At 71.8% G+C, this 19,347-nt stretch carries 15 protein-coding genes; 6 read left to right on the top strand and 9 right to left on the bottom strand.

Features of this window, described 5'->3' with window-relative positions; translation table 11 throughout:
* The first annotated feature begins 120 nt into the window (after nt 1-120).
* Nucleotides 121-1,278 carry an acyl-CoA dehydrogenase family protein gene (locus OHA65_RS15575; protein WP_054222331.1) on the top strand — a complete coding sequence of 386 codons (1,158 nt, stop codon included), beginning with the start codon at nt 121-123 and terminating at the stop codon, nt 1,276-1,278.
* Nucleotides 1,279-1,387: 109 nt separating this feature from the next.
* On the top strand, nt 1,388-2,470 hold the full coding sequence (locus OHA65_RS15570; protein WP_329316378.1) for an NDP-sugar synthase: 1,083 nt from the start codon (nt 1,388-1,390) through the stop codon (nt 2,468-2,470).
* 150 nt (nt 2,471-2,620) lie between these two features.
* Here the strand turns inward: OHA65_RS15570 and OHA65_RS15565 are convergent, their stop codons facing one another.
* On the bottom strand, nt 2,621-3,991 hold the full coding sequence (locus OHA65_RS15565) for an LCP family protein (RefSeq protein ID WP_329313671.1): 1,371 nt from the start codon (nt 3,989-3,991) through the stop codon (nt 2,621-2,623).
* A 106-nt stretch (nt 3,992-4,097) separates the two neighbouring features.
* Here OHA65_RS15565 and OHA65_RS15560 point away from each other — a divergent pair, with 106 nt between their 5' ends.
* Nucleotides 4,098-4,649 carry an acyl-CoA thioesterase gene (locus OHA65_RS15560; RefSeq protein ID WP_327283715.1) on the top strand — a complete coding sequence of 184 codons (552 nt, stop codon included), beginning with the start codon at nt 4,098-4,100 and terminating at the stop codon, nt 4,647-4,649.
* Nucleotides 4,650-4,679: 30 nt separating this feature from the next.
* Here OHA65_RS15560 and OHA65_RS15555 read toward each other — a convergent pair whose 3' ends face one another.
* Nucleotides 4,680-6,068, bottom strand: coding sequence for an LCP family protein (locus tag OHA65_RS15555; protein ID WP_327285666.1), 1,389 nt, complete (start codon nt 6,066-6,068; stop codon nt 4,680-4,682).
* A gap of 282 nt (nt 6,069-6,350) precedes the next feature.
* On the opposite strand from OHA65_RS15555, the gene OHA65_RS15550 reads away from it, so the two are divergent.
* Nucleotides 6,351-7,379, top strand: coding sequence for a glycosyltransferase family 2 protein (locus OHA65_RS15550; protein ID WP_327283714.1), 1,029 nt, complete (start codon nt 6,351-6,353; stop codon nt 7,377-7,379).
* Nucleotides 7,380-7,474: 95 nt separating this feature from the next.
* Here OHA65_RS15550 and OHA65_RS15545 read toward each other — a convergent pair whose 3' ends face one another.
* The 4 genes from OHA65_RS15545 to OHA65_RS15530 form a co-directional block, all read right to left on the bottom strand.
* Complete coding sequence (locus tag OHA65_RS15545) at nt 7,475-9,130, bottom strand: LCP family protein (RefSeq protein ID WP_405763414.1); 1,656 nt, start codon at nt 9,128-9,130, stop codon at nt 7,475-7,477.
* A gap of 150 nt (nt 9,131-9,280) precedes the next feature.
* Nucleotides 9,281-11,026, bottom strand: a complete 1,746-nt coding sequence (locus OHA65_RS15540; RefSeq protein ID WP_327283712.1) for an LCP family protein — start codon at nt 11,024-11,026, stop codon at nt 9,281-9,283.
* A gap of 224 nt (nt 11,027-11,250) precedes the next feature.
* A complete protein-coding gene (locus tag OHA65_RS15535; RefSeq protein ID WP_327283711.1) occupies nt 11,251-12,459 on the bottom strand; it encodes an LCP family protein in 1,209 nt (402 codons plus the stop codon).
* A 206-nt stretch (nt 12,460-12,665) separates the two neighbouring features.
* Nucleotides 12,666-13,418 (bottom strand): TIGR03089 family protein, encoded by a 753-nt coding sequence (locus OHA65_RS15530; RefSeq protein WP_327283710.1) that lies wholly within the window; start codon nt 13,416-13,418, stop codon nt 12,666-12,668.
* Between the two features lie 139 nt (nt 13,419-13,557).
* Here OHA65_RS15530 and OHA65_RS15525 point away from each other — a divergent pair, with 139 nt between their 5' ends.
* Together OHA65_RS15525 and OHA65_RS15520 are read left to right on the top strand one after the other, a co-directional pair.
* Complete coding sequence (locus OHA65_RS15525) at nt 13,558-14,982, top strand: peptidoglycan recognition protein (protein WP_327283709.1); 1,425 nt, start codon at nt 13,558-13,560, stop codon at nt 14,980-14,982.
* Between the two features lie 190 nt (nt 14,983-15,172).
* Nucleotides 15,173-16,204 (top strand): DNA-3-methyladenine glycosylase 2 family protein, encoded by a 1,032-nt coding sequence (locus tag OHA65_RS15520; protein WP_327283708.1) that lies wholly within the window; start codon nt 15,173-15,175, stop codon nt 16,202-16,204.
* Between the two features lie 40 nt (nt 16,205-16,244).
* On the opposite strand, the gene OHA65_RS15515 is transcribed toward OHA65_RS15520, so the two are convergent.
* Genes OHA65_RS15515 through OHA65_RS15505 form a run of 3 tightly spaced genes read right to left on the bottom strand, consistent with a single transcriptional unit; the run spans nt 16,245 to nt 19,043 of the window.
* Nucleotides 16,245-17,540 (bottom strand): coenzyme F420-0:L-glutamate ligase, encoded by a 1,296-nt coding sequence (locus OHA65_RS15515; RefSeq protein WP_327283706.1) that lies wholly within the window; start codon nt 17,538-17,540, stop codon nt 16,245-16,247.
* On the bottom strand, nt 17,537-18,496 hold the full coding sequence (gene cofD / locus OHA65_RS15510) for a 2-phospho-L-lactate transferase (RefSeq protein ID WP_327283705.1): 960 nt from the start codon (nt 18,494-18,496) through the stop codon (nt 17,537-17,539). Before cofD ends, OHA65_RS15515 begins: the two co-directional genes overlap by 4 nt.
* 13 nt (nt 18,497-18,509) lie before the next feature.
* Complete coding sequence (locus OHA65_RS15505; RefSeq protein ID WP_327283704.1) at nt 18,510-19,043, bottom strand: cysteine dioxygenase family protein; 534 nt, start codon at nt 19,041-19,043, stop codon at nt 18,510-18,512.
* Nucleotides 19,044-19,347 lie beyond the last annotated feature (304 nt).

Genomic DNA, 19,347 nt, shown 5'->3' with positions numbered 1-19,347 from the left:
AGACACGGCTGTCACGCAGCTCACGTACTGCGTACATATCGCTGCTGGGCGGCCGAGCACTAAGATTTGGGTTACTTAACGGTAGTTAGCATCACGCAGCACACTTGGGGAGTGAGAGTCTTGGCGGGTTCTGCCGACTTCGACCTGTACCGCCCGGCCGAGGAGCACGACATGCTCCGAGAGTCCGTCCGCTCGCTCGCCGAGGCGAAGATCCTGCCGTTCGCCGCCGCGGTCGACGAGGAGGCCCGCTTCCCGCAGGAGGCCCACGACGCGCTCGTCGCCAACGACCTGCACGCCGTCCACGTCCCCGAGACCTACGGCGGCGCCGGCGCCGACGCCCTCGCCACCGTGATCGTGATCGAGGAGGTGGCCCGCGTCTGCGCCTCCTCCTCCCTGATCCCGGCCGTGAACAAGCTCGGCTCGCTCCCGGTGATCCTCTCCGGCTCCGAGGACCTCAAGAAGAAGTACCTCGGCCCGCTGGCCAAGGGCGACGGCATGTTCTCGTACTGCCTCTCCGAGCCCGACGCGGGCTCGGACGCCGCCGGCATGAAGACCCGGGCCGTGCGCGACGGGGACTTCTGGGTCCTCAACGGCGTCAAGCGCTGGATCACCAACGCGGGCGTCTCCGAGTACTACACGGTCATGGCCGTCACCGACCCGGAGAAGCGCTCGAAGGGCATCAGCGCCTTCGTCGTCGAGAAGGGCGACGAGGGCGTCTCCTTCGGCGCCCCGGAGAAGAAGCTCGGCATCAAGGGCTCCCCGACCCGCGAGGTCTACCTCGACAACGTGCGGATCCCCGCGGACCGCATGATCGGCGCCGAGGGCACCGGCTTCGCCACCGCGATGAAGACCCTCGACCACACCCGCATCACCATCGCCGCCCAGGCGCTCGGCATCGCGCAGGGCGCCCTGGACTACGCCAAGGGCTACGTCCAGGAGCGCAAGCAGTTCGGCAAGCCGATCGGCGACTTCCAGGGCGTGCAGTTCATGCTCGCGGACATGGCCATGAAGGTCTCGGCCGCCCGCGCGCTGACCTACCAGGCCGCCGCCGCCTCCGAGCGCGGTGACGCCGACCTGACGTACCTCGGCGCCGCGGCCAAGTGCTTCGCATCCGACATCGCCATGGAGGTCACCACGGACGCCGTCCAGCTGCTCGGCGGCTACGGCTACACCCGTGACTACCCCGTCGAGCGCATGATGCGCGACGCGAAGATCACCCAGATCTACGAGGGCACCAACCAGGTCCAGCGCATCGTCATGGCGCGCAACCTGCCGTAGCGGTCCCGTCGGCCGGAGGCGGCAGCACTATCGAGCCGCCTCCGGCCTGTGCCGCCTCCCGGATGGGCTAACTTTGGACTTCGGACTCCCGAACCGGGTGGGGGAAACAATTTTGGAAGCCATCCTGCTGGTCGGGGGGCAGGGGACGCGACTGCGCCCCGTCACGGTCAACACCCCCAAGCCGATGGTGCGCGCGGCCGGTGTTCCGTTCCTCGCCCACCAGATAGCCAGGGCTGCTGCCGCCGGTGTCACGCACATCGTGATGGCCACCTGCTACCTCGCCGAGGTCTTCGAGCCGTACTTCGGCGACGGCTCCGCCTTCGGCGTCTCCCTTGAGTACGTCGTAGAGGACGAACCGCTCGGCACCGGCGGAGCCATCCGCAACGCCGCCCGGCGGCTGACCGGCGGACCGGACTCCTCCGTCCTCGTCTTCAACGGCGACATCCTCACGGGCCTGGACATCGCCGGCCTCGTCGACTCCCACCAGGCGGCCGCAGCCGACGTCTCCCTGCACCTGGTGCGGGTGGACGACCCGCGCGCCTTCGGCCTGGTCCCCACCGACTCCGAGGGGCGGGTGCTGGCCTTCACCGAGAAGCCGCAGACCCCCGAAGAGATCATCACCGACCAGATCAACGCCGGCTGCTACGTCTTCCGCCGCAGCGTGATCGACTCGATCCCGGCCGGGCGCCCCGTCTCCGTCGAACGCGAGACCTTCCCCGGCCTGCTCGCCTCCGGGGCCAAGCTCCACGGCGTCACCGAGAACACGTACTGGCTGGACCTCGGCAAGCCCGAATCCTTCGTCCAGGCCTCCGCCGACCTCGTCCGCGGAGTCGTGTCCTCCCCGGCCGTCCCGGGCCCGCGCGGCGAGTCCCTGGTGCTCCCGGGCGCCGAGGTGGCGGCCGGAGCCAAGCTCTCCGGAGGCACCGTCGTGGGCGCCGGAGCCCGGATCGGTGCGGGCGCGGTCATCGACGGCTCCATCGTGCTCGACGACGCGGTCATCGGCCCGGACACCCAGGTGCGCGCCAGCCTGATCGGCGTCGGCGCCTCGGTGGGCAGCCGGACCGTGCTCGACGGCGCGGTCCTCGGTGACGGCTCCGTCGTCGGCCCAGACAACGAACTGCGCGCCGGCGCGCGGGTGTGGTGCGGGGCCGAACTGCCCTCCGCCGCGGTCCGCTTCTCCTCCGACCGCTGACACCGTACGAGGATGCCGCCGGCCACGGGGCCGGCGGCATCCTCGTACTACGTACTACGTACTACGTACTACGTACTACGTACTACGTACTACGTACTACGTACTACGTACTACGTACTACGGGCTACGAGCTCCGGGCTCCGGGCCGGATCACCGGTTGCCGGTGACGGTGACCTTCTCGTCGTTCTGGATCTGCTTCACGAGCTGCTGCACCTTCGGCTTGTCCCAGAGCAGGTTGCCGCCGCGCTCACCCGAGATCGGGATGTTCATCGACACGCCCTCGCCGCCGCTGATGCCCTTCATGGCGAAGAACATGTCGCCCATGTCCCACAGGGACATGTCCTTGTCCACGATCAGCGTGTCCAGGCCCGCGCCCAGCACCGGGTACAGCTTGAACGGGTTGAGGATCGTGCCCGGCGTGGCCGCCTGGTTGGCCAGCGTCGCCAGGAACTTCTGCTGGTTCTTCGTGCGCGCCAGGTCCGACTCGGCGAACGCGTACCGGGTCCGGACGAAGGCCAGCGCCTGACTTCCGTTGAGCGTCTGCTCGCCGGCCTTGAAGTCGGCGCCCGACTTCTCGTCCTTGAAGCCCTTCTCGATGTTCATGTCGACACCGCCGAGGGCGTCCACGATGTTCGCGAAGCCGGCGAAGCCGATCTCCGCGTAGTGGTCGATGCGCAGGCCCGTGTTGTACTCCACGGTGCGCACCAGCAGTTCGGGGCCGTCGTCCGCGTAGGTCGCGTTCAGCTTGGTGTGCTTGCCCGTGGCGGCGAACTTCTTCCCGGTCTCGGAGCCGACGAAGGACGGGACCTCCACGTCCGAGTCGCGCGGCAGCGAGATCATCGTGTTCCCGCTGGAGCAGGCCGCCAAGATCATCATCGAGTCGGTGCGCTTGCCCTCGGCCGAGCCCGTGTGGAGCTTCTTCTTCTCCTCGTCGGACATGCCCTCGCGGCTGTCGGAGCCCACGATCAGGTACGTCGTGCAGTCGCCCTCCTTGGGGCGCTCGATGACCTTGGCGAGGTCGACCTCGCGGCGCACCTTGGAGTCGGCCCAGAAGTACGTGCCGATGGTCGTCGCCAGCAGCGCCGTGACGAGCACGATGGAGCCGATCTTGATCCGCTTGCGCCAGTCCGGAGCCGGTCCGGCCGGGCGGCCCGGCCGCGCCGACGGCGGCTGCCCCGGCCCGCCGGGACCCCCCGGGCCCCCGGGGTCGCCGGGGCCACCCGGACCGGCCGGGCTGCTCTGGGGCCGTCCGTAGACCTGGCCGGTGTTGTAGCCGCTGTCGTACCCGCCGTACGTGTCGTGGCTCGGGGCCTGCTGCGGCGGTACCCCGTGCACGGGCGGCTGCCCGGGCCGGGCCGGCGGCTGCGCCGGTCGCTGCGGTTGCTGCTGCGGCGGCACCGGCCGCTGCTGCCGGCGCTGGACGTGCGGCATCCGCCGGGCACCCTCCGGCTGCGCCCGTGCGCTGCCGCGTCCGTACAGGTCGTCGCCGTTGTCGTTGCGCCCTTCGGGCCACTCACTCATGCCGCCTAGGATGCCTGGCCGGATACGGTGCCCGACAGTCCGGGCGTCGCTTCGTTCCGGTGCTGTTGCACACCTGATGCCTGTGTGTCGGCTTTAAGGTGGCCGTATGACAGAGATACCGGACGCTACCGCCGGCGACCTGCGGGGAAAGCCGATCTCGGCCTCGCGGACCACCCTCAGCCACATCATGACGGCCAATGACACCAACCTCCTCGGCACGGTGCACGGCGGCGTGATCATGAAGTTGGTCGACGACGCGGCCGGCGCCGTCGCCGGGCGGCACTCGGGCGGCCCCGCGGTCACCGCGTCCATGGACGAGATGGCCTTCCTCGCACCGGTCCGCGTGGGCGACCTGGTCCACGTCAAGGCCCAGTGCAACTGGACCGGCCGCTCCTCCATGGAGATCGGCGTACGGGTCCTGGCCGAGCGGTGGAACGAGTCGACCCCCGCCACCCAGGTCGGCAGCGCCTACCTCGTCTTCACCGCCGTCGACGCCGAAGGTAAGCCCCGCACGGTCCCGCCGGTGCTCCCCGAGACCGACCAGGACCGGCGCCGCAACCAGGAGGCCCAGATCCGCCGTACCCACCGGCTCGCCCGGCGCCGGGCGATCATGGCGCTGCGCGAGGAGCGCGCGGCCCAGGGGTTCGACGACGACTGACCGCGGCCCCGGCAGGTCGCGGCGCGCAGGTCACCCGGCGCAGATCACCTGGTCGCCGGTGACCACCCCGAACTGGCCCTGTTGCGGGTCCTCGGGCCGGACCGGCACCACCTTGCGGTAGTCCGCGCCGGCGATCACGAGCACGGTCCGCCCCTGGCCCGGTACCGCCCGCAGTTCGCTGCCGGGCAGCGCGGTCGACACCGTACGGGCGGAGCGGTCCCAGCGCGGGTCGTACGCGATCACCGTGCGCTTGACGTCGCGGCTCGCGCCGTTGCCCGGGGCCCGGGTGGTGTCGAAACCGGTGGCGCGCAGCGCCGAGTCCACCCGCCCGCCGAGCCCGTCGATCCGGGTGCCGTTCTCCACCCGCACCCGGATCCGCTGCGGCGGTACGTCCACCGGGACCGCGGGCTGCCGCTGCGGCCGGCGCGCGGGCTGCCCCGGCGCGGCGGGGGCCAGCGGCCGGTCCTGGCGCAGCGCCTCGAAGAGCTGCTCGGCCTTCGGCCCGTCCCACTTCACCGTCGAGCCGATGCCCTTGACGGGGTACGAGGTGTCCCCGATCGGCACCGAGGCGAACTCGGAGGAGGACGGGGTGAAATCGCGCAGGGCCTGGCCCAGGGCCAGCATCTGCTCCGAGCCGAAGCCCCGGTCGGCCCGGACCGAGCCCAGCAGCGTGGAACTGACCTCCTTGAACTTGACGGGGTTCAGCAGCACCCCGCCGCCGGTCGCCTGCTTGATCAGGGCCGCGACGAACCGCTGCTGGCGCTGCATCCGACCGAGGTCCGCGGCCCCGTCGACATGGCGCGAGCGCACGTACTGGAGGGCCTGGCCGCCGCTGAGCCGGTGGGTGCCCGGCAGCAGGTCCAGGCCGGTGTTGCGGTCGTGCAGGGCCTTGGCGGTGCAGATCTCCACGCCGCCCATCGCGTCGACCGTCTTCATGAAGCTGGTGAAGTCGACCTCCAGGTAGTGGTCGATCTTCACCCGGGTCATGTTCTCGACGGTCCGCACGGTCAACTGTGGTCCGCCCTCCGCGTACGCCGCGTTCAGCTTCACGGGGTGCGGCCCGTGCTGGTTGCCGCTGGACTCGTCGCGGTGCGCGGGCAGCTCGGCGTAGCTGTCGCGGGGCAGGCTGACCACGCTGGCCCGTTCCCGGTCGGCGGAGAGGTGGACGAGCATGACGGTGTCGGTGCAGTGGCAGGGGGCGCCGCCGAGGCGGTAGTCCCGCTTGTCCTCGGAGGTGATCTTGTCGCGGCCGTCGGTGCCGACCAGAAGGAAGTTCAGCCCGTGCCCCGCCTGCGGCCGGTTCTTCATGTCCCTGAAGGGGTCCACGCGCTCGATCCCGGTGTCCAGGCCGGTCATCACCGCGTGACCGATCGCCCCGGAGCCCAGCACCGCCACCGCCAGCCCGGCCGCCAGCCGCACCCCCCACCGGGGTCGGTCCCCCCGGCGCCGGGCCGGACCACCGCCCCGCCGCGCGCGCTGCGGCTGCGGGGGCCGGGCGGGTCGGGTGGGACGGTGCGGCTGGGGCACGGGGGACACCTCCGCGGGGGCAGTGGGGCCGATAGGAACGAACCAGACACATCAGGCAGATCGTCAGAACAGTAGGCCCATACGATCAGCCTCTGTCCCTATCGATCATGCGGCGCGCACCCGTTTCCCTCGTACGCGGTAACGTGACACCGATACCCGACCTTGAAGGACCACATGCCCGCCCAGCAGCCCGCAGTCTCGGTGATCATGCCGGTGCTCAACGAGGAGCGCCATCTGCGTGACTCCGTCCGTCACATCCTCGGACAGGAGTACGCCGGTGAGATGGAGGTGGTGATCGCGCTGGGGCCGTCCAAGGACCGCACCGACGAGATCGCCGCCGAGCTCGTACGCGAGGACCCCCGCGTCGTCACCGTTCCGAACCCCTCCGGCCGCACCCCGGCCGCTCTCAACGCCGCCATCAAGGCCTCGCGTCACCCGATCGTGGTACGCGTCGACGGCCACGGCATGCTCTCGCCGAACTACATCGCCACCGCGGTCCGCCTCCTGGAGGAGACCGGTGCGCAGAACGTCGGCGGCATCATGCACGCCGAGGGCGAGAACGCCTGGGAGGACGCCGTCGCGGCGGCCATGACCTCCCGGCTCGGCGTCGGCAACGCGGCCTTCCACACCGGAGGCAAGGCCGGCCCGGCCGACACGGTCTACTTGGGTGTCTTCCGCCGCGAGGCGCTTGAGCAGGCGGGCGGATACAACGAGGAGTTCATCCGCGCCCAGGACTGGGAGCTGAACTTCCGCATCCGCGAGGCCGGCGGGCTCATCTGGTTCTCGCCCGAGCTGAAGGTCCAGTACCGTCCGCGGCCCTCCGTACGGGCGCTCGCCAAGCAGTACAAGGACTACGGCCGCTGGCGGCACGTGGTGGCCCGCTACCACTCGGGCTCGATCAACCTGCGCTACCTCGCCTCGCCGACCGCCCTGTGCGCGATCGCGGCGGGCGTGGTGGTCGGTTCGGTCGTCAGCCCTTGGGGCTTCGTGGTCCCGGCCGGCTACCTCGCGGCGATCACCGTCGGCTCGGTCCCGGCCGGCAAGGGCCTGTCCCTCAAGGCGCGGGCGCAGATCCCGGTGGCCATGGCCACCATGCACATGTCCTGGGGCTTCGGCTTCCTGACCAGCCCGCGCTCGCTCGCGGCCAAGGTCATCGCGAGCCGCCGCCCGGCGGTGCGCCGCGACCTCGCCAGCGAGGTCTGAGCGGGCGACCTGCACGCGAAGGGGCCCGTGGCGCTGTCGGTCCGACAGCGCCACGGGCCCCTTCGCGTCCTTCGCGCGGAGGTCGTGCACGGGTCCTACCAGGTGAAGCCCGGCTGGATCGCCATGCACTCCTTGTCGTCGTCGCCGTTGAGCGGGCGGGCCGAGTCGGGGGCCTTGGTCGGGGCCGGCGGCGGCGGGGTCGGCGCGTTGCCGGTCCGCCAGTCCTTGCCGACGAACAGGACGATCCCGGTGACGTCGTCGGTCTTCTCCACGGAGCTCGCCGGCAGGCCGAGCGCGGTGGCCACGGCCGTCGCGTCACCCGCCTGGTCCGAGCTGGAGAAGCGGACCACGGTGGTGTCCTCGCCCGCGGTCTGCGTGGTGGCCGAGGCCTTGGTGAAGCCCTTGCCGGTCAAGATGGCGGCCACCTCGTCGGCCCGGCCCTTGACCCGGGTCTGGGCGCCGTCCTTGCCGCCGGTCGCGTTGCGCACGGTGACCGGGATCTTCGCCGGGGGAGCGGCCGGGTCGGCGGCCGGCTGGGACGGGGCGGGGGTGCCGGAGGCGGCCGGCCCCGAGGGGGTGGCGGCCGGGTTGCCGGACCCCTTGCCGTCGAGCGCGATGTCCTCGCGGACCATCCGGAACACGTCCTCGGCCTCGCCCGGCTTGGGCTCGACCCGGCCCTCCTCGCGGGTGCTGTACACCCACGGCATGGTGGTCATCGTGATCCGCCCGGTGGGGACCTTCTTGAGCTCCACGCTGAGGTCGTACAACTTGTCGATCTTGTCCAGGCCGGGGTCGACGACCATGGCCTTGATGGCCGCCTGCGCCAGGCTGTTGAGCTTCACGGGGTTGCTCAGCTTGGCGTTCTTGCGGAACTCGCGGGCCATCGAGTTCATGTACATGTGCTGGGCGTGGGTGCGGCCGAGGTCGGTGCCGTCCTCGAAGCCGTAGCGCGTGCGCAGCCACTGCAGGGCCTGCTCGCCCTGGATGACGTTCTCGCCCTTGGGCAGCTTCAGGCCGGAGCCCTTGCCCTCCTTGGTGCGCGACTCCACGTTCTGCTGGACGCAGACCGGGACGCCGCCGATGGCGTCCGCCATCGTCACCACGCCCTTGAAGTCGATCATCATGAAGTGGTCGATCGGGATGTGCGTGAGCTCCTGCCAGGCGGCGACCGTGCAGCCCGGTCCGCCCCGGCTCAGGGACTCGTTGGTCTGTACGAGGCCCTTGCTGGCCTGGTGGACCTTGCCGCCGGGCTCGGTGCACTTCGGCATCATCAGCATCGTGTCGCGCGGCATCGACACGACCGACATGTTGCTGCGGTCCGCCGACAGGTGCAGCAGCATCTGCACGTCCGCGAGGGGCGGCCCGCCGAAGGTGTCCTTGGCCCCGCCGAGTGCCTGGTTGGCCGCGTCGTCACGGGCGTCGGAGCCGATGAGGAGGATGTTCAGCGGGGTCTGGCCGAAGGCGTTGGGCTTGGAACCGCCCAGCTTGTTCTCGCCGAGGTTCAGCACGTCCGTCTTGATGCTGCCGTTGAGGTGGCGGTAGTAGAGGTAGCCGCCCGCCGCCGTCGCGAGTATGAGGAACGACAGGACGGAGGACACCCAACGCAGCACCCGCCGCCGACCGCTCCGCTTCGAGCCGCCGCCGCCACCGCTGCCGGACCCGTTCCGTGGTGGAGGGACCGCGCCGGACGCGCCGGATCCGCCGCCGGATATGTCACCGCCGGGCTGGGTGGGCGCCCCCTCCCCCCGCACGCTGCTGTGCCTCACACGTCCCCCTCAAGATCACTTGGTGTCGTGGTGCGCCGGTCTCACCGGCACGAGCCGGCCGTCGGCCGCACCGCCCCGGCCCACCGGGCCGTCCGGCCTGCTCGCACTGCTCGGTCCTGCTCCGTCATACCGGGCCTACTTGGCGCAGACCGCCTTGTCGGCCTCGACCCGCTGAAGGTCATCCGGCGCCTTCTGTGGCGCCGTCAGCGAGATCCCCGCCCCCTTGAAGTCGGCGCCGAGCGTCAGCTTCATCGGGGTCTTGGGCGCGGCGTCCGCCGAGCCCATCTTCAGTGCCGTGGCCGGCAGCCCCATCATGTCGGCCAGCGCCCGGGCCTGGTCGGCCTGGTTGGGCGCGTACTCCAGCTGGGTCGTGTCGACCTTGGCGGGCGCGTTGCCCCGGTTGCTGGCCTTGTTCACGCCCTTGCTGTTCTGCAGCCAGGTCAGGGTGGTGGACGCGGAGCCGCCGGGGCCGCCGCCGTTGTAGACGTCCACCCGTACGTCGCCGGCCGGCGCGCGGTTGCCCTGGAGCAGGGCGTCCGCCTTGCTCTTGGCGTCCGCGTCCGCCGCGTCCTTCGCCGCCTGCTCCTTCTTCTCGACCTCCGTCAGGGAGACGTCCCCCTGGATCATCTTCAGCAGCGGATCGGCCGACCCGTGCTCGATGACGACGGTCGCCTTCTGGCCCTCGGGCTCGGCCGGGTTGTCGAGCACCGGGAGCGTGGTGAAGGTGATGTTCTTCAGGTTCATGTCCTTCAACTCACCGGCCAGATTGGTGAGTTTGTCGATGGAGCCTATGCCCGAGTCCACGTTCAGCGACTTGGTGGCCGCCTCCGCGAGGGAGAAGAACTTCTTCGGACTGGTCAGTGTCTCCTTCGACTTCATCTCGCGCATCATCGAACCCAGGAACTGCTGCTGGGTCTTGATCCGGTCGAGGTCGCCGTGGTTGCCGAACGAGTGCCGGGTCCGTACGAAGGCCAGGGCCTGCTCGCCCTGTAGCCGGTGCTCGCCGGCGTCCAGCTTCAGCTTGGAGTCCTTGTCGTCCACGGGCTTCGCGAGGCAGACCGGGACGCCGCCGACCGCCGTGCTCAGCACCTTCACCGCGTTGAAGTCGACCATCATGAAGTGGTCGACCGTGATCCCGGTGAGCTCCTTGACCGTGCGCATCGTGCAGCCCGGGTCGCGGCCCTCCTGGCCGAGGCTGATGTTGAACCGGGTCCCCTTCTCGCCGGGGATGGTCTTCGTCGAACCGTCGGGCTGCTTCGTCGGGCAGGCCGGGATGTTGGTGATCAGGTCGCGCGGGATGGACAGCGCGGTCGCGTTGCTGCGGTCCTTGGAGACGTGGAAGAGGATCGTGGTGTCGGCGTGGCCGACGCTCTCCGCGTCCCCGTAGCCCTCGTTGCCCGCGCCGCTGCGCTTGTCGGTGCCGATGACCAGGATGTTGATGGGCTGGTCCTTCTTGAACCCGCCCGTGCCCGCGTCGCCGACGTCGGTGACCTTGAGGTTGCTGTTCAGGTGGTCGTAGTAGAGGTACGCGCCCACCGAGCCGCCGACCAGCAGGAAGGCGAGGGTGCCGCCGGTGATGACCAGGGCCTTCTTGCGCCGGCCGCCGCCTCCGCCGCCCTTGCGTGGACGCCCGCCGCGCCGCCCGGGCGGACCCTCGCCGCGCCGCGGCCCGGGGACCGCTGGTGACGGGGCCTTGGGGGACGCGGGGGCGCCGGGGGCTCCGCGGCGGGCCGAGGACGGTCTGCGGGGTGCGGCGACGGAGGGCTGCTGCTGCGCAGCGGAACGGTCCAGTCGCAGTTCGTAGTTGCCGGTGCGGGGATTGAGCACCCACTGGTCTGCGGGGTCGATCTCGTCTGCCCGCCCACGGCTTTGCGCATCCACGGTTGCTCGAATCCTCCGTCGGTGCCTCGCGACGCGCCTCCCCCAAGACGCCCGGTCAACGATCCGGCTGCTGGTGCACGGCCTCTTTTCTGGCCGGGGCACCGGATCGCTCACCTTATCCGCCCTGGTCAGCTGCAAACCATGGTGGTGACAAATTCCACTCCCCTTATAACAGGGCAAACCGCCCAAGCCCTTCAGTTCGGGCACCGCCTTTTGGGATTGCTTTACCGGCAATCGGCCGTGTCCGCCGTGGTCCCCGTGAAGGTGGGGACGGGCGTCGAGGTGGATCCGGTTCCCTGCGGGGCCGTGGAGGCGCCGCCCTCGGCCGCGCGGGCCGTCCGCGGGGCCTGTTCGGTTTCGGCCGTCGGCGGGGCCACCGTCACGAGACGGTCCGTCCGCAGCTGCTCGAACAGTTGGGCTGCGTCCGGCTGCACGAGTTCGTCCCGGTTCGGGTCGGCGGCGTACGGGCGACGCGGCACCGTGAGGAACTTGACCTGATCGGTCGGTATGTCCCGGATGCCCCTGACCAGTTCGTACAGGTCGCGCAGCGAGGCCAGCCCCGGGTCCGTGGTCACCGACGAAGTGGCCGCGTCCAGCAGCGGGTACAGCCGGGCCGGGTTCAGCAGCACCCCGTTGCTCTGCACCTTCCTGACCAGCGAACCCAGGAACTGCTGCTGGCGCTCCATCCGTTCGGTGTCGCTCCCGTTGCCCAGGCTGTAGCGGGCCCGGACGAAGCCGAGGGCCTGCTCCCCGTGCAGGGTCTGCCGGCCGGCCGGCAGCTTCAGCTTCGCCTCGGGGTCCTTCATCGGCTGCTTGAGGCAGATCTCCACCCCGCCGACCGCGTCGACCATCTTCTTGAACCCGCCGAAATCCACCACCATGTGGTGATCGATCCGAATTCCGGTGAACTTCTCCACCGTACGGATCGTGCAGGCGGCCCCGCCCCACTGGTACGCCCAATTGAACTGAGCGAGCCGCTCCGCGGTCCGCCGGCCGTCCTCCGTCAGGCAGGCCGGTATCTGCGTCATCAGATCCCGGGGTATCGACACCGCGGTCGCGCTCCTGCGGTCCGCGGGCAGGTGCAGCAGGATCGCGGTGTCCGAGCGCTCGGTGCCCCGGTCCTGCCCGTACCGGGCGTTCTCCTTGCCGGAGCGCGAGTCTGAGCCGATCAGCAGGATGTTCTGCGAACCGCCCACGGAGTGCGTGGGGCGCTCCCGCTCGTAGCGCTCCAGCTCGGCTGCCGCGGAGGTGTCCTCCGTGATGTTCCCGTCGAGTTTGCGGTAGAGCCACCAGCCGACGGCCGCCCCGCACAGGACGAGCAGGGCCAGGCCGAGCGCGATCCAGCGCAGCAGGCGGCGCCGGCGGCTGCGCGGAGGATCCGGGGAACCTCCGGCCGCGTCGGTGCCGCCCGGTATGCCTGCACTGTCCCTCACTCGCGCTCCGTCCCCTCACCGCATCGGAGCTGCGTCCGCTGCGTCGGTGACCCTGCAGGCCGTACGGGTGGAAGCACGACCTCTGTCGATCGTGCCCCGGACCCGGCGGGGTGGCATGGGGGCAGGGCCCTGTCTAGACCCGTGCGGGTGACAAATCGCCCCGCGGCGAGACGGGACGGAGCGGGCGGCAGCGTCCAGCCCTGGGCTCAGGCGGCGGTGTGGGTGACGCGCTCGCTCTCGGTCCGCTGCGCCAGCGCCTGCGCAGACAGCTGGTCCAGGTTCCGGCACAGCACCACCGAGGCGCCCGCGGCCAGGGCGGCGTACAGCCCGGCGGACAGCCCCTCCCAGGTGTCGTACCCCAGCCCGGTCAGCAGGCGCGACCCCTCGCCGAGGCCGAGCTTCGCCGCGTCCTCGCGGGCGCGCGCCACGAGGGCCACGTGCGAGAACTCCTCGCCGCCGACGATCAGCGCGGGCCCTTCGGCCTCCACCGGGACGAAGGGCGCGAACCGGTCGCCCTGCCCCGGCACCTCGACCGCGTAGTCCGCGAACCCGGCCGGCGCCTGTGGGAACCGTCCGCCCAGCGGCCGCAGCGCGAGAGCCACGCGCTCCCCGTCGCACTCCAGGGCCCGCTCCAGCGAGTCCGGCCCGCTGACGACGAGATCGGCGTCGCCCGGGTGCCCGCCCACCGAGGCCACGACCCCGACCGAGTCGCAGGCGAGCAGCCACACGGCGCTCTGCCAGTGCGCGGGCAGCAGCAGCGCCAGCCGGTCGCCGGGCTCGGCACCCAGATCGCCCTGGAGGAGGTTGGCGGTCTTGGCCACCCAATTGGCGAAGGTCGCGACGGACAATTCGACGCGTTCGCCGGTGGCGTCGTCGTAGAAGGTGACGAGCGGGCGGCCCGGATCGGCGGCGAGCGCGGATCGCAGCAGGTCGGCAGGGGTGCGGTCAGTGGCGTTCACCCGCCCCAGCCTACGCGGGGCCCTCGTCCGTACGGGGGCGCCGGCTCCTCCGTACGGACGAGGCGACGCGCGGACCGGATCGGACGGGCCGTCAGTTTTCCGATGGCGCTCGGCGGTGACTGTGCTCAGCATCGCTTTCATGCGTGGATTCCTTGCTTCCTCGATCGGTGTCGCGACGGCTGCCGCCCTGGCCCTGCCGCTCGCGCTCTCCACTCCGGCCGCGGCCGCGCCTGCCCTGGGCGCGGCCGCCCCCGTGACCCCAGCCGGGTCCACCCAGTCGCTGCCGCTCGCCCCACTGGGACCCGCGGCCGACAGGTCCCCCGGCGTCCCCGGCATGAGCACCTCGCCGCGGCTGCCCGAGACCCAGGGCCTACCGCAGCGCGAGGTCAAGAGGTTCTCGCTGGTCGGCGTCGTCTGGGACGACGCGAGCACCCAGCTGTTCGGCCGGGTCCAGGTCCGCACCCGCGCGGTACGGACCGGGACCTGGTCGTCCTGGCAGGACATCGAGACCCGCAACAGCGAACACGCCCCCGACCTCGGCACCACCGAAAGCGGCTCCGGGCGGGTCCGGGGCAGCACCGCCCCCCTGTGGGTCGGCGACTCCGACGGCGTCGAGGTCCGGGTCCAGGCGGAACCCGGCGCCCCGGCCACCCGCGCCGCGACCGGGCTCCCCTCGGGCATGCGGATCGAACTCGTCGACCCGGGCGCGACCGACCCGGTCACGGTCGCCGACGCCAAGAACGGCGCATCGGGCACGGGCGACGAACCGGAAGGCGACGACAAGGGCGACGTCGTGGCCCTGCCGGGCCTGACCATGGAGGCGGCTGAATCCTCCTCCGCCAACGTCCCGCTGGCCGCGCTCGGGGCGAAGGAGATCGGCGCACTCAACAAGGCGGACTCCACCGCCGACGCGGTCCTCGCCAGCGAAGGCTCCCTCAGCGCGGCCGCCCGCCCCTACATCGGCCCGCGGCCGCGGATCGTCACACGGCTGGGCTGGGGCGCCGATGAATCCCTGCGCGAAGCGGGCTTCGTCTACACGAGCACGGTCAAGGCGGCCTTCGTCCACCACAGCGCCTCCGGCAACAACTACGCCTGCAAGGACGCCCCGGCGGTGCTGCGCAGCCTGTACCGCTATCACGTGGTCAGCAGCGGCTGGCGCGACATCGGCTACAACTTCGCCGTCGACAAGTGCGGCACGGTGTACGAGGGCCGGGCGGGCGGAGTCGCCAAGGCGGTGCTCGGCGCACACACCATGGGGTTCAACACGGACAGCATGGGCATCGCGGTGATCGGCACCTACACGACCACCGCCCCGCCCGCGGCCGCGGTGAAGGCGGTGGCCCAGCTCACCGCGTGGAAGCTGGGGCTGTTCAACAGGGACCCGCGGGCGAAGACCACCCTGAAGTCGGGCGGGGGGAACCTGTTCGCCAAGGGCACGAACGTGAAGCTGAACGTGATCTCGGGGCACCGGGACGGCTTCGCGACGGAGTGCCCGGGCAAACTGCTCTACGGCCAACTCCCCCCGACCCGCACCACCTCTGCCAAACTCCAGGGCCGCCCCTGACGAAGGACCGGGCCCACCGGCGTTCGAGGCGCTGGGACCCCCCCCGGGGGAGCTCCGGGGCCGGCCCCGGCAGCGGAGCCGCACCCTGCGTCTCCGGGCGGAGCCGGGGAACGGGCAAGGGAGGGGAGGGGAGGGGAGGGGAGGGCAGGGGAGGGCAGGGCGGCTGCCCCACAGGGCTACGCTCGATGGCATGGCCGGCCGTTACGACCCCCTCACCCGCACCACCGTCCGCGGCGGCCGCACCGCCGTGCCCGCAGGCAGCCCGGCCCGACAGCCCGGTGCCGGTGTCGGCCCCGGCTCTGGCGCCCGGGCCCGGGAGTGGACGGCCGAGGGGGGTCTCGACCTCGGGCTCACGCTCGGCCCGCTCCGACGCGGCCCCGGCGACCCCACGTTCCGCACCACCCCCGACGGCTCCGTGTGGCGGACCAGCCGCACCCCCGAGGGCCCGGCCACCCTCCGCGTGGCCCTCCGCCCCGGCACGGGGACCGCCGTCGCCGAAGCGTGGGGCCCCGGCGCCGAGTGGATGCTCGACGGCCTGCCCGCCCTCCTCGGCTCCGGCGACGACCCCGCCGCCTTCGTCCCCCGTCACCGCCTGGTGCACGCGAGCCACCGCCGCCGCCCCGGCCTTCGGCTGACCCGCACCGGGCTGGTCCTGGAGTCCCTGATCCCGACCGTCCTGGAGCAGAAGGTCACCGCCGACGAGGCCTACCGCGCCTGGCGCAGGCTGGTGTCCTGGCACGGGGAGCCCGCGCCCGGCCCCGAGAACGGCCCGCCGGGCCTGTACGTCGTGCCCGACGCCCGGACCTGGGCGCTGATCCCGTCCTGGGACTGGCACAAGGCCGGCGTCGACATCAAGCGCTCGGCCACGATCGTCCGCTGCGCGCGCGTGGCGAACCGACTGGAGGAGGCCGCCGCGATGGAGCTCCCGCAGGCCGCCGCCCGGCTGGAGGCCGTTCCCGGCATCGGCCCCTGGACCTCCGCCGAAACCCTCCAGCGCAGCAACGGCGCCCCCGACGCCGTCACCACCGGCGACCTGCACCTGCCCGGCATCATCGGCTACGCCCTCGCCGGGAACCGGGACGCCGACGACGCCGAGATGCTGGAACTGCTCGCCCCGTACGCGGGCCAGCGCCACCGCGCGGCTCGCCTGGTCCTCCTCGCGGGCCACGCCCCGCCCCGCCGCGCCCCGCGGATGCGCAAGACGGACATCGGCCGGCTCTGACCCCGTCCCGGCGCGGCCCGCAGGACGCCCCGGGCAAGGCCTAGCGGACCTCGATGAACTCCTCCGCGGACCGCGCGGGCCGCTGCGCCGGGGCCGCCGCGGCGTGGCCCACGGCCACCGCCCCCATCGGCTCCCAGCTCTCGGGCAGCCCGAGGACCTTGCGCACGACGTCCCGGCAGAACATCGTCGAGGACACCCACGCCGAGCCCAGCCGCTCCCCGGCCAGTGCGACCAGGAAGTTCTGGACGCCCGCGCCCGTCGCGACCACGAACATCTCGCGCTCGGCGGCATCGCGCCGGGCGTGGCCGTAGTCGTGCGCGCCGTCCGTGACCATGCACGGCACGACCAGGTACGGGGCCTGGCGCAGCACGTCCCCGCGCCGGATCCGCCGGGCGATGGACTCCTCGGACTTGCCGTCGCGCCGCAGGTCCTCGACCCAGGCGTCCCGCATCGCGTCCAGCAGCTCCACCCGGGCCGTCGCGGACTCCAGGAGGACGAACCGCCACGGCGTCGTGTGGTGCGGCGCCGGGGCCGTCACCGCGGCGGCGACCGCGCGGCGGACCGCGCCGGGATCCACCGGCTCCGTGGTGAAGGCCCGTACGGTGCGGCGCTGCGTCACGGCTTCCCGTACTGCCTCCGAGGTGCCCAGCCGGAACATGTCGTCGGCCGGCGAGCGCACCAGGTCGGCCGCCGTCGAACCCTCGCCGAGCACGTGGCCCAGGCCGCGCACGACCGCGACCGGGAGCCCCGCCGCCTTGCCCTTGACCAGGTCCCCGGCCGCGGCGAGCTCGTCCGCCGTGGCCACTATCGTCGCGCTCAGCGGGTTGCCGTGGGCGTCGGTGCCGCCGCGCAGGTCGTCCAGGACCCGTACGCCGGCCGAGCCGATCGCCACGTCGGTGAGTCCGGTGCGCCAGGGACGCCCGAAGGTGTCGGTCACGAGGACGCCGACGTCGACGGACAGCAGTTCCCGCAGACCGGCGCGGATCGCGGCGGCCGACGCGTCGGGGTCCTCGGGCAGCAGCAGTACGGTGCCCGGCTCGGTGTTGGACGCGTCGACGCCGGCCGCCGCCATGACGAGGCCCTGTCGGTTTTCGACGATCCGCAGCGGGCCGCGACGGGCGACGACACGTACGGTCTCCGCGTCGATGGCGTCCTCGCGGGAGTCAGCGCGGACGATCCGGCCCTCCGCCTTGGAGACGATCTTCGAGGTGACCAGCAGGACGTCCCCGTCGCGCAGTCCGGGTCCGGCCGCCGCGATCAGCCGGGCGAGGTCGTCGCCGGGGCGGACCTCCGGGATCCCGGCGACGGCGCGCACCTCGTACGAGGGAGCGCTCACCGGGAGGCCTCCGCGAGGGCCAGTGCGGCGCGGGCCATCTCGGCGGTGGCGGCCACGTCGGTCATCATCAGCGGTACCGCGCGGCAGGCGATCCCGGCGGCCTCCACCTCGGCGACGGCGTCCGCGTCGGCGGTGTCCACGAGCCAGCCGTCGAGGAGTTCGCCGCCGTAGTGCAGTGCGACGGCCGCCGCGGTGGCTTCGACGCCGACGGCGGCCAGCACCTTGTCGGCCATCCCGCGCACGGGCGCGCCCCCGACGATGGGGGAGAGGCCGATGACGGGAGCCGCGGCGGCGGCCACGGCCTCGCGGATGCCGGGCACGGCGAGGATGGTGCCGACGGAGACGACCGGGTTGGAGGGCGGGAGGACGATCAGGTCGGCGGCCGCGATGGCCTCCAGTACGCCGGGAGCGGGCTTGGCCTGTTCGGCGCCGACGGGTACGACCGCCTCGGCGTCGAGGGAGGCGCGCAGGCGGACCCAGTACTCCTGGAAGTGGATGACGCGGCGTTCGCCGGTGTCGGGGTCAGTGACGGCGACGTGGGTCTCGACGCGGTCGTCGGACATGGGCAGGAGCCGGACGCCGGGCTGCCAGCGGTCGCAGAGGGCCTCGGTGACGGCGCTGAGCGGATAGCCCGCGCCGAGCATCTGCGTACGGACGATGTGGGTCGCGAAGTCGCGGTCACCGAGGCCGAACCAGGTGGGTCCGACCCCGTACGCCGCGAGCTCCTCCTTGACGGTGAAGGACTCGTCGGTGCGGCCCCAGCCCTGGTCCTCGTTGATGCCACCGCCGAGGGTGTACATCACCGTGTCCAGATCGGGGCACACCTTCAGCCCGAACAGGTGGATGTCGTCACCGGTGTTGCCGATGACCGTGATGTCCGCGTCGGGAACCGCCGACTTGAGTCCGCGGAGGAAACGGGCGCCGCCGATGCCGCCGGCCAGAACAACAATGCGCATGCACGGCAGTCTGTCAGGCGGGTACGTGCTCCTGCTGGGCCGGGGAGCAGCTGTGCATCGGCATCTCGGTCAGGCCGGGGAAGTACACGTGCAGGCTGACCGCTCCGTCGAGGGTGTCGTTGACGACCTCGTGGGCGTAGCCGGGGGCGAAGACGCGCTGGGAGCCGGCGCCGAGGGTGAGGGGTCCGCGCGGGCCGTGCTCGGTGAGCTCGCCGTCGAGGACGGTCAGGACGCCGGAGGAGGCGCCGTGGTCGTGCAGGCCGCTGCCCTGGCCGGGGACCCAGCTGAGCAGCCAGACCTCGTAGCCGGGGCCGGTGCGCAGCCGGTGGTACCACCGGGTGGTGGCGTCGTACTCGACCAGGTGCTCCCATTCGGCGCGGTTCGCGGCGATGGAGCGGGCCAGGCCGACGAACTCGGCGACGGTGACCGGGTGTTCGCGGGCGGGCTGGAGGAGGTGCTGGACGGAGAGGATGTCGCCGGCGATCTGGAGGTCGCTCTCGACGGCGAGGGGGGTGGGGACGGAGGTGGTGGTGGGGGCGCTGTTCATCGTGGGGGTGTCCTCGACGGATGTCAGTCGTGCTGGCGGTCGCTGTGGGGGTGGCCGGAGCTCAGGGGAGCCGAAGCTCCGAAGGCATCAACAGCTGCAACAGCAACAGCGAACCTGGGCAGCACTCAGGAACCCACGAATGGGGGTCCGGGTGGCGGCCGAGGTCACTGACATGGGGACAAGGAGACCGGGTCGAAGGCCGGACTGTCAACCCAATGCCTCGTTTGCCGCAAAAGTTTCATCTGATCCGGTTGCTGCGCTGGGAGAAAGGTTTGTGCAAACCGATGTAGGGGAGGTGGCGCTC

This window comes from Streptomyces sp. NBC_00045 (genome assembly GCF_045041095.1).
Classification (GTDB): domain Bacteria; phylum Actinomycetota; class Actinomycetes; order Streptomycetales; family Streptomycetaceae; genus Streptomyces.
Note: the sequence above shows the minus strand (reverse complement) of the source record. Positions and strands in the feature narration are given on the sequence as shown.

What these genes read in the sequence shown, in the direction of transcription:
- cofD (WP_327283705.1), bottom strand. Translation starts at nt 18,496, where the DNA reads ATGCGCATTGTTGTTCTGGCCGGCGGCATCGGCGGCGCCCGTTTCCTC.
- OHA65_RS15560 (WP_327283715.1), top strand. Translation starts at nt 4,098, where the DNA reads ATGACAGAGATACCGGACGCTACCGCCGGCGACCTGCGGGGAAAGCCG.
- OHA65_RS15505 (WP_327283704.1), bottom strand. Translation starts at nt 19,043, where the DNA reads ATGAACAGCGCCCCCACCACCACCTCCGTCCCCACCCCCCTCGCCGTC.
- OHA65_RS15565 (WP_329313671.1), bottom strand. Translation starts at nt 3,991, where the DNA reads ATGAGTGAGTGGCCCGAAGGGCGCAACGACAACGGCGACGACCTGTAC.
- OHA65_RS15520 (WP_327283708.1), top strand. Translation starts at nt 15,173, where the DNA reads ATGGCCGGCCGTTACGACCCCCTCACCCGCACCACCGTCCGCGGCGGC.
- OHA65_RS15550 (WP_327283714.1), top strand. Translation starts at nt 6,351, where the DNA reads ATGCCCGCCCAGCAGCCCGCAGTCTCGGTGATCATGCCGGTGCTCAAC.
- OHA65_RS15525 (WP_327283709.1), top strand. Translation starts at nt 13,558, where the DNA reads ATGCGTGGATTCCTTGCTTCCTCGATCGGTGTCGCGACGGCTGCCGCC.